Source organism: Mesorhizobium sp. M0478 (assembly GCF_040321305.1).
Taxonomy (GTDB): domain Bacteria; phylum Pseudomonadota; class Alphaproteobacteria; order Rhizobiales; family Rhizobiaceae; genus Mesorhizobium.
The window spans coordinates 238,626-251,934 of record NZ_JAMYRH010000004.1 but is presented as its reverse complement, the minus strand read 5'-3'; the positions used below and the strand labels follow the sequence as shown (position 1 = coordinate 251,934).

The following is a 13,309-nucleotide window of genomic DNA, read 5'->3' as shown; positions in this document are numbered from 1 at the left end:
TCTCCCCTGTGGGAGAAGGGAAAGCGTGCGCTATGCCGGTCTGTAAACCTTCTCTGCTGTATTCCAAAAGATATCCGCTTCCGCCACCGGACCGTGCTTCGCCACGGCTGCACGATGCGCCTTGATCAGTTCGGCGTGGCTGGTCCAGAGCTTCTCTATCGGGAAGTTGGAGCCGAACATCAGGTGGTCAGCGCCCAGAATGTCGATCGCATTGTCGACGATGTAGGCAATCAACGCCGGATCGTTGCGGTGGGCGAAGGTGCCGAGGCCCGACAGCTTGGCGTAGAAGTTCGGCGCTGTTGATAGAGTACTCAGGCCGGCTTTCCAGGCCTCGGTGGTTTCCGGCTCCATGCCGGTCAGCATGCCGGCATGGGTGAGGATGAAGTTGATCTGCGGGTTCTCGCCGACCAGCGTCAGCCCATCCTTCATCTGGGCAGGGAAAAGCTGCAGGTCGAAGGACAGGCCATAGTCTTTAAGCCGCGCGACATTGGCCCGCACCTTGGGGTCGATGACCTGATCGGCCGAGGCAGCGAAGCGGAAGGCCGGCGTCTCGTGCCAATGCAGCTGCATGCGCACGCCGCGCAGCAGCGGGTACTTTTTCAATCGATCGATCTGGGGCCGGACATCGTCGACAGTCATATCGGTATAGCCGACGATAGCGTGCGGCCAGCCGGTCTCGTCGGCAGTCTTCTGCAGGAAGGCGACTTCTTTTTCGAAATCCTCCTTGGCCCAGTTGGTCTGGACATAGACGGCCTTCTCGACACCTGCGCCTTGCTGATCGGCGAGAAATTCCTCGATCGGATAGTCGCGGCGAATCGGCTCGTAGGGGCCAAAAATGCGTGGCACCATCGGGCCGACCAGCCAGGGCTGATCCTGCTGGCGCCAGATGTGGAAATGCGCGTCGATGGCTTTCTGCATCACGATACCCTTTTCCAGATTGCCGACGCCGCCGGGGCAGGGCGGGCGAGCGACAGGATGAAATCGGTGAGGCTCCCGGGCGACGAGCCGTCGATGAGATCGTCGAGATCAGGCAGGATGGCGCGGAGTGCTGCCGTGGCGGGAAGGAAACGCGGGTCACCGGCCAGCGGTGTGGCCAGCGACAGGCGAAAGGCGCGGGCGCTCAGGCGGCGTATCGCGGTCTCGAGATCGGCATGGTCGCCGCGCTCCAGCGCGTCCGACAGGATGATCACAGCGGCACCGCGCGTGAAGGCCGAGAACCGCGGCACCGAGAGGAAGGCGAGCAGGGTCGGTCCCATGCGCGTGCCGCCGTCCCAGTCGTCTACGAGTGCCGCCGCTCGGGCGAGAGCCTGGTCGCGATCGCGGATACGCAGTGCGGACGTGATTCGGGTGAGCTGCGTGCCGAAGGTGAAGATTTCGGCACGGTCAGCACCTTGTACGGCGGCGTGCGCCAATTTGAGATAATCCGATGTGTGCAGCTTCATCGAGCCGGAGACGTCGATGAGGATCAGCAGTTTGCGCGGCACCGTCTGGCGGCGGCGGAGCTGCGGCGAGGGGATATCGCCATCGGCGCTGACGATTTCCCTGAGCGAGCGGCGCAGGTCGAGCTTGCCGCGCGAATGGGTGCGCACGGTGCGGAATGAGCGGCGCGCGGGGAGGGCAGCCGACAGCTTGCGGCGAAAGGCGGTCAGCCTGTCATCGTCGCGCTGAAAATCGCGCGTGCTCAGTTGCTCCAGGCCCGACGACAGCTCGCCGCCTTTCTCCTGGCGCGTCGTCTGTTTCTCCTCCTGGCGCGTGCCGTGATCGTCCTTGATGCGGGTTTCCTCGTCTTCCTCGCCTTCGATCGAGGGTTGGCCATCGCCATGGAAGTGATTGCGAAAATGCGCCTCGAATTCGCCGCGGCGATCGGGCGGGGGGGCAAGCGTTGCGAGCGCCGCCTCGCGGATGTCGGCCATGGAGCGCGGGCCGAGCAGGGTTATGGCCTGCATGAAGCTGGAGACCTGCTCGGGGGCGACGGCAAAGGCGTGGCGGCGCAGCAGCCGGGCGAAGTCGAGGAAGGGCGCGGAGGCGAGAGGAAGGGTTCCCTGACGCATCATTCCTTCGCGCCCCCCTCTGTCCTGCCAGCGTTGCAGAGTGCCCAGGTGAGGCCACCTCGCTATGAACGAGCTGTTGACCTCACACGTCACCCCAGCGCCTCCTCGACAATCTGGCCAAGCTCCGGCGCGATCGCGGACAAATCCTCCTCGTCCTTGATCAGCACACCGATGGCTCGGCGGAAGGCTTGCGGCCATGGGCTGCCGCCCTTCTCCAGTATGGTGGCGGCGTTGGCCCATTCGACGGCCTCGGAGATGCCGGGCGGCTTGGCCAGTGGCCGCGCGCGGATCGACTGCACGGCATTCGCCACGGCGCGCGCGGTGGTCTCGGCGACATCGCCGGCGCGCAGCATGATGATGGCGGCTTCGCGCTCGGCGTCGGGATAGCCGATCCAGTGATAGACGCAACGCCGACGCAGCGCCTCCGCCAGTTCGCGGGTTCGGTTCGAGGTCAGGATGACGATCGGCTGCGCTTCGGCGCGGATGGTGCCGCGTTCGGGAATGCTGATCTGGAAGTCGGAGAGGAATTCCAGAAGTAGCGCTTCGAATTCGTGGTCGGAGCGGTCGATCTCGTCGACCAGCAGCACGCGCTGCTCCGGCGCCCGCAGCACCTGCAGCAATGGCCGCGCGATCAGAAAGCGGTCGTCATAGATGTCGATCTCATGCTCGCCGGCATGGCGGATGGCGAGCAGCTGGCGCTGGTAGTTCCATTCGTAGAGCGCGTGTGCTGCGTCGATGCCTTCATAGCATTGCAGCCGCACCAGATCGCGGCCAAGCAGTTGCGCGATCGCCTTCGCAGCTTCGGTCTTGCCAACGCCGGGCGCGCCTTCCAGCAGCAGCGGCTTGCCGAGCCGTATGGCCAGGAAGATGGCGGTGGCCAGGCTGTCGTCGGCGAGGTAGCGCGATCCAGCGAGGTGGCGTGCCACCGCCTCCGGCGAGGTCGCGACAGTCTCGGCATTCGGCTCCTGCATGTCGTCCTCAGTTCGCCGCTTGCGCTTTCAGCGCGCGCAAGATGCGTTCCGGCGTGATCGGCAGCGTGTCGATGCGCACGCCGACGGCGTCGAAGACGGCATTGGCAACCGCGGGGATCTGCGGGTTCGCGCACATTTCGCCTGGCCCTTTGGCGCCATAAGGCCCGTCGGCCGAAGGCCGCTCCAGCACGATGATCTCGGTTTGGGCGAGATCGCCCGGTCCCGGCATCAGATACTGGTTGAAGTCGGTGCCGCCATGGTCGCGGTTGGGATAATAGGGCTCGGTCGTTTCGTAGAGCGCGTGGCTGATGCCCATCCAGGAACCGCCGACCAGTTGCTGCTCGACCATTTTCGGGTTCAGCGCGCGGCCGATCTCGAAGACGTTCTTGACGGTCAGCACCGTAACCTCGCCCGTCTCGTCATCGACCTCGACCTCGGCCACCGTGCAGGCATGGGCGTAGCAGGTCGACGGCTTCATCGCGCCGGTCTCTTTCTCCGGATAGGAGCGCGGGATCAGGAACATGCCGCGGCCTGAGATCGAGCGGCCACGCTTGAAATGAGCCGACAGCGCGACATCGAAGATCGAGATCGACTTTTGCGGCGCGCCCTTGACCAGAATGTTGCCCTGGCCATCAGTTTCGAGATCGGAAGCGTTGACCTCCAGCTCTTCCGCCGCCACTTCCAGCATCACCTGGCGCGCTTCCTTGGCCGCCTGGATGACGGCGTTGCCGGCGCGGTGGGTGCCGCGCGAGGCGAAGGTGCCCATGCAGTGCGGACCGGTGTCGGTGTCGGCGGTGTCGATGGTAACCCGGTCCGTCGGCACGCCGATGGTCTCGGCGCAGATCTGCGCCATGATCTGCTTCAAGCCCTGACCGAGATCGACGCTGGAAAGCGTCACCATGAAATTGCCGGTCGGCGTCGAATGCACCAGCGCCTGCGTCGGGTCGCCGCCAAGGTTCATGCCCGTCGGATAGTTGATCGCGGCGACGCCGCGTCCGCGCCTTAGCGCCATCTCAAGCTCCCTTCTTGTAGGAGGACATCGCCATATACTTCTCCGCCACCGGCCAGTTGGCGGCGCGCGACGCCTCCTGCATGCACTCGATCAGCGCCGCTCCTTCGGTCGGCTGGCGATGCGCCTTCATGTCGCCATCGCGATAGGCGTTGATGAAGCGGAATTCGAGCGGGTCCATGCCGATCAGCCGCGCCAGCTTGTCCATCTGCACCTCAAGCGCGAAGTCGCCGATGGTGACGCCGAAGCCGCGCATCGCGGAGGAGGGTGTGCGGTTGGTGTAGACGCAGTAGGTGTCGATCCAGACATTGGGAATGGTGTAGGGGCCGGGATAGTGCGCCGCTCCCTTCTGCGCGCCATAAGGCGAGTGACGCGAATAGGCGCCGGCATCGGTGTAGCCGGTGACCTTGCGCGCAACGATGCGGCCGTCGTTCATCACGCCGTCCTTGATGATTATCTTTTCGGCGGCGCGCGGCGAGGAGATCTGCATCTCCTCCTCGCGGCTGTAGATGAAGGAGACGGGACGTCCTGTGAGCTTGGCGCCAAGAATGGCGATCGGCTCGACGATGACGTCGACCTTGCCGCCAAAGCCGCCGCCGACGGTGCCGCCGACGAAATGCAGTTTGGAGCCGGGCATCTGCAGGATGATCGACGCGTTGTCGAGGGTGAAGAACATCGCCTGGGTGTTGGTGTAGCAGGTGAAGCGGTCATTGCCTTCGGGCACCACGACGCAGCCCGTGGTCTCGGTCGGCGCATGCTCGATCGGCGAGGACTGGTAGCTCTGTTCCAGGATGTGGTCGGCGCCAGCGAAGCCCGCCTCGACATCGCCGAAGCGCACCTTGCGGCATTCGCCGCTGTCATAGAGGTAATAATTCTGGCCGTGATATTCGTTGACCAAAGGCGCGCCGGGCTTCAGCGCTTCCTCCATGTCGAAGACGGCCGGCAGCACCTCGTAGTCGACCTTGACCTTGGCTGCCGCTTCCTGAGCCGCGCGCTCGGTCTCGGCCAGCACCGCCACCACGGCCTCGCCCTTCCAGCGCACCTTGCCGTCGGCCAGCACCGTCTCGTCCTCCGGCCCGACCTGGATCAGGATCAGGATGGTGTAGACATTGTGCGGCACATCCTTGGCGGTGAGGATTTTCACCACGCCGGGATGCTTCTCCGCTTCGGAAGTGTCGATCGAACGGATGCGGGCATGGTGGTGCGGACTGCGCACCATTTTCAGGTGAAGCATATTCGGGACGTTGCGGTCGGCGAAATAGGCGGTCTTGCCCGTCACATGACCCGGCGAATCCAGCCGCGGCCGCCCATGGCCGATCTCGTGCAGGCCGTCCTTGCGCTGATCGGCGAAATAGTTTTTGCGCAGTTCCATTCTTTTGGTCCTTAGGCCGCGTTCTGCGAATTGGCTCGGGCCGCCGTCAGCACCGCCTGGATGATCGGCTCGTAGCCGGTGCAGCGGCAGATGTTGCCGGACAGCGCCTCGATCACGTCCTCGCGGCTCGGATTGGGCGTGTGGTCGAGCAGCACCTTGGCGGCCATGATCATGCCCGGCGTGCAGAAGCCGCATTGCGTGGCGAAGGCATCGAGGAAGGCACGCTGCAGCGGGTGCAGCACGCCGGCCTCAGCGAGGCCCGATGTGGTGCGGATGTCGGCGCCGCTGCAGGTCTCGGCCAGGGTCAGGCAAGAGAGCCGGAGTTCGCCGTCGATGATGACCGAACAGGCGCCGCAGGTGCCCTGGTGGCAGCCGCCCTTGGGCGAGGTGTCGCCGATCTTGTCGCGCAGCGCGTGCAGCAGTGTCGTGCCGCTGTCGACAAATTCGGCCTTCTCCGAGCCGTTGAGCGTGAACTGAACCGGAACCTTTGCCATGTTTTCCTCCCAGCGCGCCTGCCCGATTGATCGGACAGACGCGCGCCCCCCAAGCGGTGGTTAAGCAAGCAGCAGCCGGCCGAGATGGACCGGGAGAACCTCGGCGCGATACCAGGCGCTGGCGATCGGATCGGTGATTGGCGAAGTGCCTTCACCAGCTGCAGCCAGCGACGCTGCGATGCCGCCCTGGTCAAGCCTGCTGCCGATCAGTGCCTTTTCCGCAGCGCGGGCGCGCATCGGCCGGTCTGCCATGCAGCCGAGCGCGATCCGCGCCGAGGAGACAGTGCCGTCGCCGGCCTGTTCGAGAACGGCGGCGATGCTGAGTACCGAGACGCCCTTCGGCTTGACCCGCGACACTTTCAGGAAGCGGAAATTCTCGGCCTTCGGCAGTGCGAAGGCGACTGACGTGACGATGGCGCGGCTGCCGTCCCGCCTGGCCAGAAAATCCTCGATAGGCAATTCCCCATCATCGGTGCCGACCGTCGCATCCAACGCCAGCAGGGCGACAGCGAAATCACCGTAGGGCGCGGGTGCGATCAGATTGCCGCCGACAGTCGCCATGTTGCGGATTGCCGGGCCGCCGACGGCGCGTGCGCCCTTGGACAGCGCCGCAAGCTCCGGATGGCGGGCGATGGCCGCCATTGTCACCGAAGCGCCGATGCGGACCTTGCCGCCGGCAATGGTGATCCCGGAGAGGGTCGGATCGGTCGAGCGGACGAGGCCGGTGACGGAGACATCGCCTTCATTGGCGGCGCGCACGACCAGCGTGCCGCCGCCGAGATAGCGGGTGCCGGGCGCCTTCAGCGCCGCGTTGGCATCCCTGACGGCCGAAAAGGTCTGGAGGGCAAGCGCCATGGCAGTCTCCCCTGACTCAGCTCTGGCCAGAAAAATGGCTCTTCAACGCATTGAAGCCACCCTGGAAGACATTGGCGGCCATGCCGGCGGCGATCTTGTCGGCCTCGTCGGGTGCCGCGTCGAAGCTCGCGGTCCATTCGGCATAGGTGCGGTCGCCGTCTGTCACGCGGCGCAATTGCAGCGTCGCCTTGTGATTGGTCAGCGGTTGCGGCGTTTCGAGGATCGAATAGCTGACGCGGAAATCCGCATCGGAGAAGTCGAGCAGTTTTTCGCGGATACGCGCGCCGCTGGCGAGCTCGAAATTACGCACGCAGCCGATGGTTTCGGCGCTCTTGCCGTCTTCGATATGGCTCTTGACCATGCGCGGATGCCAGCCCGGCAGGTCATTGAAGTCGCGGATGCGCGCCCAGACCTTTTCGACCGGCGCGTCGATGACGCTGGAGACGGTGACTTCAGCCATATGATCATTCCCCTACGAATCGATACGCAGCAGGGTAGGGCGGCGGCTGGTGCTGCGCTTATCAATGGGTCTTGCGGCCCTATCAAGGAGTCTGAAAAACGAACGGCCCGTTCAAGCCATGGCACGCGCCGCTTCGCGGTAAAGCGTCGGCGGCACGCCGACATGGTCGCGGAAGAAGCGCGAGAAATTGCCCTGGGTGGTGAAGCCGAGATTGCAGGCGACCGAGATCAGCGGTTCCTGCGACCACTGCAACTGCCGCACGGCTTCCTCCATGCGCAGCGTGTTCCAGTAGACATTGGGCGTCAGATTGGTCTGTTCCTTGAACAAAGCGAAGAAATGCGGCCGCGACAGGCCGACGCTGCGGGCGACGTCGTCGAACGAGATGCGTTCGCAGACATTGGCCTTCATCAGCTGGATTGCCTTGCGGACGCGAAAGTCCTGCATGGTGTTGATGCGGATGCGTACCTCCGGCGGCGCCGAGGCGTCGGCGGCGTCGAGCACGCTATCGATGAAGCGCTCGATCTCGTAATTGGCGACGTCGTCGATGCTTTCATTTTCGCTCAAATGGTCGAGCAGATTGGCGGCGGCCTGGTGCAGCCATGGTTCGAGCGTGATTGCGGCCTGTGCAAACAACGGCGCCGACGAAGGCAGGTCGCGGCGCCGGCGCGCCCAATCCGGATCGATGTAGAAGGCGAGGAACAGGCCGGGCCTGCCGTTCTGCGACAGAATGTGGCTGTGCGGCTGGTAGGAATTGATGCCGGCGGCGGTGCCGGGACCCAGCGGCACCGTCTCGCGTCCGACGGTCATCTCGCCGGCCGTGCCCTCCAGCCAGATGATGATGTGGGCCTCGACATGCGCATGGGTGACGAAGTCGCTGGCGACATTCAGGACAGAAACATGTCCGAACCGGCCCCAATAGAGCCTGATCGCGTCCGTCATGGGTTATACCTCCCGCAGACGACTGGCCTCCCTTCGCCTGCAACGGGATTGTGCGGCTGAGTTCGGGGTCGCGTCAAGGCGCAGGGCGAAAGCCGCTGTGTGCTGCCGGCCGCAGTGGTGGATTTTCAGACTGAGCGATAGGGTTTCCCGTCAAACCGAAGCCGTCATGCCGCCGTCGACATAAAGCGTATGGCCGTTGACGAAGGATGAGGCGTCGGAGGCGAGGAACACGGCGGCGCCGATCAGTTCGTCGACATACCCCCAGCGGCCAGCCGGCGTGCGCTTTTCCAGCCAGGCGGAGAATTCCTGGTTGTCGACAAGCGCCTGGTTCATCTCGGTGCGGAAATAGCCGGGGGCGATGGCATTGATCTGCAAGCCGTATTTCGCCCAGTCGGTGCACATGCCACGTGTCAAATTGCGGATTGCGCCCTTGGTGGCCGTATAGGGCGCGATGTTGGGCCGGGCGAGTTCGCTCTGCACCGAGCCGATGTTGATGATCTTGCCCTTGCCGCGCGCGATCATGTTGCGGGCGACCGCCTTGCCGGCATGGAAGGCGCCGGAGACATTGGTCTTGAACAGCCGCTCCCACTGCTCCTCGGGAAAGTCCTCGAGCGGGGCGCGAAACTGCACGCCGGCATTGTTGATCAGGATGTCGATGGCGCCGATCTCGGCCTCGACGCGGGCGACATCGGCATCGACCGCGCGAAAATCCGTCACGTCGAAGGTCGAGGGGTGCGCTTTGAAGCCGGCGTCGCGCAAGCCGGCGACGGCACCGGCAACCTTGCCGGCATCGCGGCCGTTGAGCACGACACTTGCGCCATGCTCGGCAAGGCCGCGCGCCAGCGCCAGGCCGATGCCCTGGCCGGAGCCGGTGATCAGCGCCAGCCGGCCGTTGAGCTCGAACAGGGATTTCGATGTCAAGGCAACGGTTTCCAGCCGAAAGGTTCAGTCCAAAAACATTCAGTCATTGCGCCTGAAGTTGCGGATCCGGTCGAACAGCACCGCGAGCAGGATGGCGCCGCCGATGAACACGCCTTGCCAGAAAGCATTGATGCCGAGCAGACCAAGGCTGTTGCGGATCACTTCGATGAGCGCGGCACCGACAATGGCGCCGAAGGCGGTGCCGACGCCGCCGGCGAGATTGGCGCCGCCAATGACCGTGGCGGCGATGACCTGCAGTTCCATGCCGGTTCCGAGATTGGTGGTGACGGCGCCCAGCCATCCGGTCTGGATGATGCCGGCAATGCCCGCCGCCAGCGCCGAGATCATATAGACGGCGACCTTGATCTGCTTGACGGGAACGCCGGTCAGCGTCGCCGCGTGCTCATTGCCGCCAATGGCGAAGATGTGGCGGCCAAACTTGGTCCAGCGCAGCGTGAAGCCGGTGATCAGCGCCAAAAGGATCATGTAGAGCACCGGATTGGCGATGCCGAACACCCAGGCACCGCCGCCCAGCGCCAGAAGCTTGTCGTGATCCGGGCCGAACTGGAAGACGACGGTGTTGTTGGAGGCGACCATGGCGAGGCTGCGGGCAATCGACAGCATACCGAGCGTCACCACGAAGGGTGGAAAGCCGAGATAGGCGATCATGATGCCGTTGAAGGCGCCTATGGCGAGCGCGGTGGCGATCGAGGCGAGGATGCCGACCTCGATGGAGTAGCCGGCATGCATGGTGACGGCCAGCACCATCGACGACAGGCAGAGCACCGAACCGACCGACAGGTCGATGCCACCTGTGATGATGACGAAGGTCATGCCGAGCGCGATGATGGCGACGAAGGTGATGTTGCGGGTGATGTTGTAAAGGTTCTTCGACGTGGCGAAGGCGTCGGTGGCAAAAGACAGGAACAGGCAGGCCAGGATGACCGCGATCACCACCCAGAAGGTCTGGCTGGCAAACAGTCTTGCCGGCAAGGATTGCTGCTTTTGTTCGATCGGCTGGTCAATTGTCAGTGCCATCGTCGACCTTCATGTGCTGTGCGTGGTGAAATTCGCTGAGATCAAACCTGTTCGATGGCGCCGGTGATCAGCCCGGTGACTTCCTCGGGCGAACTTGACGCAATCGTCTTGTCGGCGACCTTGCGGCCGCGCCGCATGACGATGACGCGGTCGGCGACGGTGAACACGTCAGGCATGCGGTGGCTGATCAGCACCACTGCGATACCCTGGTCGCGCAAATGGCGGATCAGGTTCAGCACTTCGGCGACCTGGCGCACCGAGATCGCGGCCGTCGGTTCGTCCATCAACACGATCTTCGCCTGCGACAGCATGGTGCGCGCGATCGCTACTGCCTGGCGCTGGCCGCCCGACATCTGCTTGACGAGGTCGCGCGGACGGGTCTCGGACTTCAACTCGGCGAAGAGCTGGCCGGCGCGCTTGTACATGGCGGCATAGTCGAGGATGCGTAAAGGGCCGAAGCCGCGGCGCAATTCACGGCCGAGATAGACATTGGCGGCAGCGGTCAGATTGTTGCACAGCGCCAGGTCCTGGTGGACGATCTCGATGCCGTGCTGGCGAGCTTCCGCCGGCTTGTGCAGGATCAACTCCTTGCCGTCCATGCGCATGACGCCATGGCTGGGGCGGAAATTGCCGGCGATCATCTTGACCAGCGTCGACTTGCCGGCGCCGTTGTCGCCCATCAGGCCGACCACCTGTCCGGGCTCGATCGACAGCGATACGTCGTTGACCGCCTGGATGGCGCCGAAATGCCTCGAGATATTGGTGAGTTCGAGAACCGCCACCAGTCTTTGCCTCCCCGTGTTTTGCGACCCGCTGCTGTTCCCGGCGTGAATGCCGGCGCTGCTTTGGCCCCGCTCTCCCCATCTCCTCCCGGAAACAGCGTCAGCGTTCTTTTACGCAAAAGCCGGCGCTCGTCAATCAATTGTCGGACGAATTGAAGCCTTGGTTATCCAAAAATCCGTTTTGTAGGACAAATAGCATTGACGTTGGCCGCAAGCCGATATTAGCTAAGCGTCGGAGGAGATTATGCCGATGCCGCTGGCGGTTAGCCGGGCGGAATCGGCGGAGGTTTATCGGTCGAGGTTGCGGCGCCACCCTTGTGTGAGCCGGGCCAATGCCGCATCTGGAAATGCTTATCGATCTGTCTTGGCGACACGAGTGCTCGTGAAACGAACCTCGGTCATTAAGCATCCGGTCGATCTGTGTGGCGGGCACGCCGTGTCCGTCTGTTTCAAGGGAGGACTGACATGAGGAAAACACTTTTGCTCGCCGCCGTCGCCGCCATGGCGCTGGGCGCCGGGCCGGCTTTGGCCAAGAAACAGCTCGTCATCGTGGTGAAGGGTCTCGACAATCCATTCTTCGAAGCCATCCACCAGGGCTGCGAGAAATGGAACAAGGAAAATGCAAGCTCGGAATATGAATGCTTCTACACCGGCCCGGCATCGACCTCCGACGAGGCCGGCGAAGCGCAGATCGTTCAGGACATGCTGAGCAAGGCCGACACGGTGGCAATGGCGATTTCGCCATCCAACGCGCCGCTGATCGCTCAGACGATCAAGACCGCCAATCCGACGATCCCGATCATGACGCTCGACGCCGATCTCAGCAAGGAAGATGCCGCGCTGCGCAAGACCTATCTCGGCACCGACAACTATTTGATGGGTCACAAGATCGGCGAGTACATCAAGAAGGGCAAGCCGAACGGCGGCACGATCTGTACCATCGAAGGCAATCCCGCGGCCGACAACATCCTGCGCCGCGCGCAGGGCATGCGTGACGCGCTGTCGGGCAAGGAAGGCCTGGCGGCACTTGCCGGCGAAGGCGGCTGGACCGAAGTCGCCGGTTGCCCGGTGTTCACCAATGACGACGGCGCCAAGGGCGTGCAGGCGATGACCGACATCCTCGCCGCCAATCCCAAGCTCGACGCCTTCGGCATCATGGGCGGCTGGCCGCTGTTTGGCGCACCGCAGCCCTATCGCGACCTGTTCGGGCCGCTCAAGGACCGCATCGCCAGCAACGACTTCGTCATCGGCGCCGCCGATACGATCGGCGATGAAGTGGCGATCGCCCGTGACGGCCTTGTAACCGCTCTGGTTGGTCAGCGGCCGTTCGAAATGGGCTACAAGGCACCGTCGGTGATGATCGATCTGGTCGAAGGCAAGGCCGTCGCCGATCCGGTGTTCACCGGCCTCGACGAATGCACAAAGGACACGGTCGACACCTGCATCCAGAAGTAGGTTCTCGATTTCGGGGCGCCCTTTGACGGGCGCCCCGTCTCTTCCCGGACGGACGCAACGGTTGGGGCAGCAGGCTCCGGCTTTGACGCGTCTGTAGTTTGGATTTTCGGCAACGAGATCGGCGCGCCGTGCAGGTTCGGACCAGTCCGGACGCAGACGGCCGACGCATTGGAACGTGAATGCCGGACGAGAAATCAAAGAAGCGAACCGAGCGGGCCAAGGCACAAGCCAGCCGCGGTCCGGCTGTCATGCGCAGGGCCGGTGCCGCGCATTTTCCGGGAGCGAGCGTCCATGTCTCGCTGGCCGGCGAGATCGGCCTCAGAATCGTGCGCGGCGATTATCCGCCCGGCACCATTCTGCCCAACGAGGCCAAATGGGCCGAGATCTTCGATGTCAGTCGTTCGGCGGTGCGCGAAGCCATCAAGATGCTGATGGCCAAAAGCCTGCTGGCTTCACGGCCCAAGATCGGCAGTTGGGTCGAGCCCAGGGAACGCTGGAACCTGCTCGACCGCGATGTGCTGGCCTGGTACGCGACCGGGCCGGACCGGGAAGCCTTCCTGCGCACGGTGCAGGAGTTCCGTCACATCATCGAGCCGGAAGCGTCGGCCTTTGCCGCCACGCGGCGCAACGACGAGCAGATGGACGAGATCAGCCAGGCCTGTCGTGAGATGGGCGAGGCTCTGAACCTGCAGGAGCGTATCCGCGCCGATACGCGTTTTCACCTCGCCATACTGCGCGCCTCGGGCAACGATCTGCTGGTGCCGCTTGGCGTTCTGATCGAGTCGGCGCTCGATCATCTCTTTGTCTTCGTCACACGCGAGACCAGCGATCAGCGGCGGGCGCAGGCGCTGCATGAGGCGATCGAGAAGAACATCCGCCTGCAGCGTCCTGCGGCCGCGCGCAATGCGGTGCACAAACTGCTCGCCAACACCGACGATGTTATCGGCCGGTCGAGGCGCTGA

Annotated in this window: 14 protein-coding genes; 2 read left to right on the top strand and 12 right to left on the bottom strand. The window is 63.9% G+C overall.

The features are described 5' to 3' along the window. Positions 1-30: 30 nt before the first annotated feature. The 12 genes from NKI64_RS12350 to NKI64_RS12295 all read right to left on the bottom strand — a co-directional run bounded on the left by NKI64_RS12350 (position 31) and on the right by NKI64_RS12295 (position 10,892). Positions 31-918 (bottom strand): amidohydrolase family protein, encoded by an 888-nt coding sequence (locus tag NKI64_RS12350; RefSeq protein ID WP_023687944.1) that lies wholly within the window; start codon positions 916-918, stop codon positions 31-33. Continuing rightward, complete coding sequence (locus NKI64_RS12345) at positions 918-2,054, bottom strand: vWA domain-containing protein (protein ID WP_352668167.1); 1,137 nt, start codon at positions 2,052-2,054, stop codon at positions 918-920. Before NKI64_RS12345 ends, NKI64_RS12350 begins: the two co-directional genes overlap by 1 nt. An 86-nt stretch (positions 2,055-2,140) precedes the next feature. Then, positions 2,141-3,022 carry an AAA family ATPase gene (locus tag NKI64_RS12340; protein ID WP_352463515.1) on the bottom strand — a complete coding sequence of 294 codons (882 nt, stop codon included), beginning with the start codon at positions 3,020-3,022 and terminating at the stop codon, positions 2,141-2,143. A gap of 7 nt (positions 3,023-3,029) precedes the next feature. After that, a complete protein-coding gene (locus NKI64_RS12335; RefSeq protein ID WP_023733134.1) occupies positions 3,030-4,034 on the bottom strand; it encodes a xanthine dehydrogenase family protein molybdopterin-binding subunit in 1,005 nt (334 codons plus the stop codon). Between the two features lies 1 nt (position 4,035). Continuing rightward, complete coding sequence (locus NKI64_RS12330; protein WP_023736010.1) at positions 4,036-5,403, bottom strand: xanthine dehydrogenase family protein molybdopterin-binding subunit; 1,368 nt, start codon at positions 5,401-5,403, stop codon at positions 4,036-4,038. Positions 5,404-5,414: 11 nt separating this feature from the next. After that, on the bottom strand, positions 5,415-5,897 hold the full coding sequence (locus tag NKI64_RS12325; RefSeq protein ID WP_023746979.1) for a (2Fe-2S)-binding protein: 483 nt from the start codon (positions 5,895-5,897) through the stop codon (positions 5,415-5,417). A gap of 60 nt (positions 5,898-5,957) precedes the next feature. Beyond that, entirely contained in the window at positions 5,958-6,752 is a 795-nt protein-coding gene (locus NKI64_RS12320) for an FAD binding domain-containing protein (RefSeq protein ID WP_352668165.1), read from the bottom strand. A gap of 16 nt (positions 6,753-6,768) precedes the next feature. After that, positions 6,769-7,212 (bottom strand): SRPBCC family protein, encoded by a 444-nt coding sequence (locus tag NKI64_RS12315; protein ID WP_352668163.1) that lies wholly within the window; start codon positions 7,210-7,212, stop codon positions 6,769-6,771. A 111-nt stretch (positions 7,213-7,323) separates the two neighbouring features. Next, complete coding sequence (locus tag NKI64_RS12310) at positions 7,324-8,151, bottom strand: AraC family transcriptional regulator (protein WP_023696208.1); 828 nt, start codon at positions 8,149-8,151, stop codon at positions 7,324-7,326. Positions 8,152-8,301: 150 nt separating this feature from the next. Further along, on the bottom strand, positions 8,302-9,072 hold the full coding sequence (locus NKI64_RS12305; RefSeq protein ID WP_352668161.1) for an SDR family oxidoreductase: 771 nt from the start codon (positions 9,070-9,072) through the stop codon (positions 8,302-8,304). A gap of 39 nt (positions 9,073-9,111) precedes the next feature. After that, the gene (locus NKI64_RS12300) at positions 9,112-10,110 is read right to left on the bottom strand and encodes an ABC transporter permease (protein ID WP_023673048.1); all 999 of its coding nucleotides are present in this window, start codon (positions 10,108-10,110) and stop codon (positions 9,112-9,114) included. 41 nt (positions 10,111-10,151) lie between these two features. Further along, a complete protein-coding gene (locus tag NKI64_RS12295) occupies positions 10,152-10,892 on the bottom strand; it encodes an ATP-binding cassette domain-containing protein (RefSeq protein WP_023673049.1) in 741 nt (246 codons plus the stop codon). A gap of 465 nt (positions 10,893-11,357) precedes the next feature. Here NKI64_RS12295 and NKI64_RS12290 point away from each other — a divergent pair, with 465 nt between their 5' ends. Together NKI64_RS12290 and NKI64_RS12285 are read left to right on the top strand one after the other, a co-directional pair. Continuing rightward, positions 11,358-12,347, top strand: coding sequence for a sugar-binding protein (locus NKI64_RS12290; RefSeq protein ID WP_023673050.1), 990 nt, complete (start codon positions 11,358-11,360; stop codon positions 12,345-12,347). A gap of 179 nt (positions 12,348-12,526) precedes the next feature. Further along, positions 12,527-13,309 carry a FadR/GntR family transcriptional regulator gene (locus NKI64_RS12285; RefSeq protein ID WP_023673051.1) on the top strand — a complete coding sequence of 261 codons (783 nt, stop codon included), beginning with the start codon at positions 12,527-12,529 and terminating at the stop codon, positions 13,307-13,309.

Coding starts and splice junctions, on each gene's coding strand:
- NKI64_RS12285 (WP_023673051.1), top strand. CDS start 12,527: ATGCCGGACGAGAAATCAAAGAAGCGAACCGAGCGGGCCAAGGCACAA.
- NKI64_RS12320 (WP_352668165.1), bottom strand. CDS start 6,752: ATGGCGCTTGCCCTCCAGACCTTTTCGGCCGTCAGGGATGCCAACGCG.
- NKI64_RS12300 (WP_023673048.1), bottom strand. CDS start 10,110: ATGGCACTGACAATTGACCAGCCGATCGAACAAAAGCAGCAATCCTTG.
- NKI64_RS12330 (WP_023736010.1), bottom strand. CDS start 5,403: ATGGAACTGCGCAAAAACTATTTCGCCGATCAGCGCAAGGACGGCCTG.
- NKI64_RS12345 (WP_352668167.1), bottom strand. CDS start 2,054: ATGATGCGTCAGGGAACCCTTCCTCTCGCCTCCGCGCCCTTCCTCGAC.
- NKI64_RS12325 (WP_023746979.1), bottom strand. CDS start 5,897: ATGGCAAAGGTTCCGGTTCAGTTCACGCTCAACGGCTCGGAGAAGGCC.
- NKI64_RS12335 (WP_023733134.1), bottom strand. CDS start 4,034: ATGGCGCTAAGGCGCGGACGCGGCGTCGCCGCGATCAACTATCCGACG.
- NKI64_RS12340 (WP_352463515.1), bottom strand. CDS start 3,022: ATGCAGGAGCCGAATGCCGAGACTGTCGCGACCTCGCCGGAGGCGGTG.
- NKI64_RS12290 (WP_023673050.1), top strand. CDS start 11,358: ATGAGGAAAACACTTTTGCTCGCCGCCGTCGCCGCCATGGCGCTGGGC.
- NKI64_RS12350 (WP_023687944.1), bottom strand. CDS start 918: ATGCAGAAAGCCATCGACGCGCATTTCCACATCTGGCGCCAGCAGGAT.
- NKI64_RS12315 (WP_352668163.1), bottom strand. CDS start 7,212: ATGGCTGAAGTCACCGTCTCCAGCGTCATCGACGCGCCGGTCGAAAAG.
- NKI64_RS12310 (WP_023696208.1), bottom strand. CDS start 8,151: ATGACGGACGCGATCAGGCTCTATTGGGGCCGGTTCGGACATGTTTCT.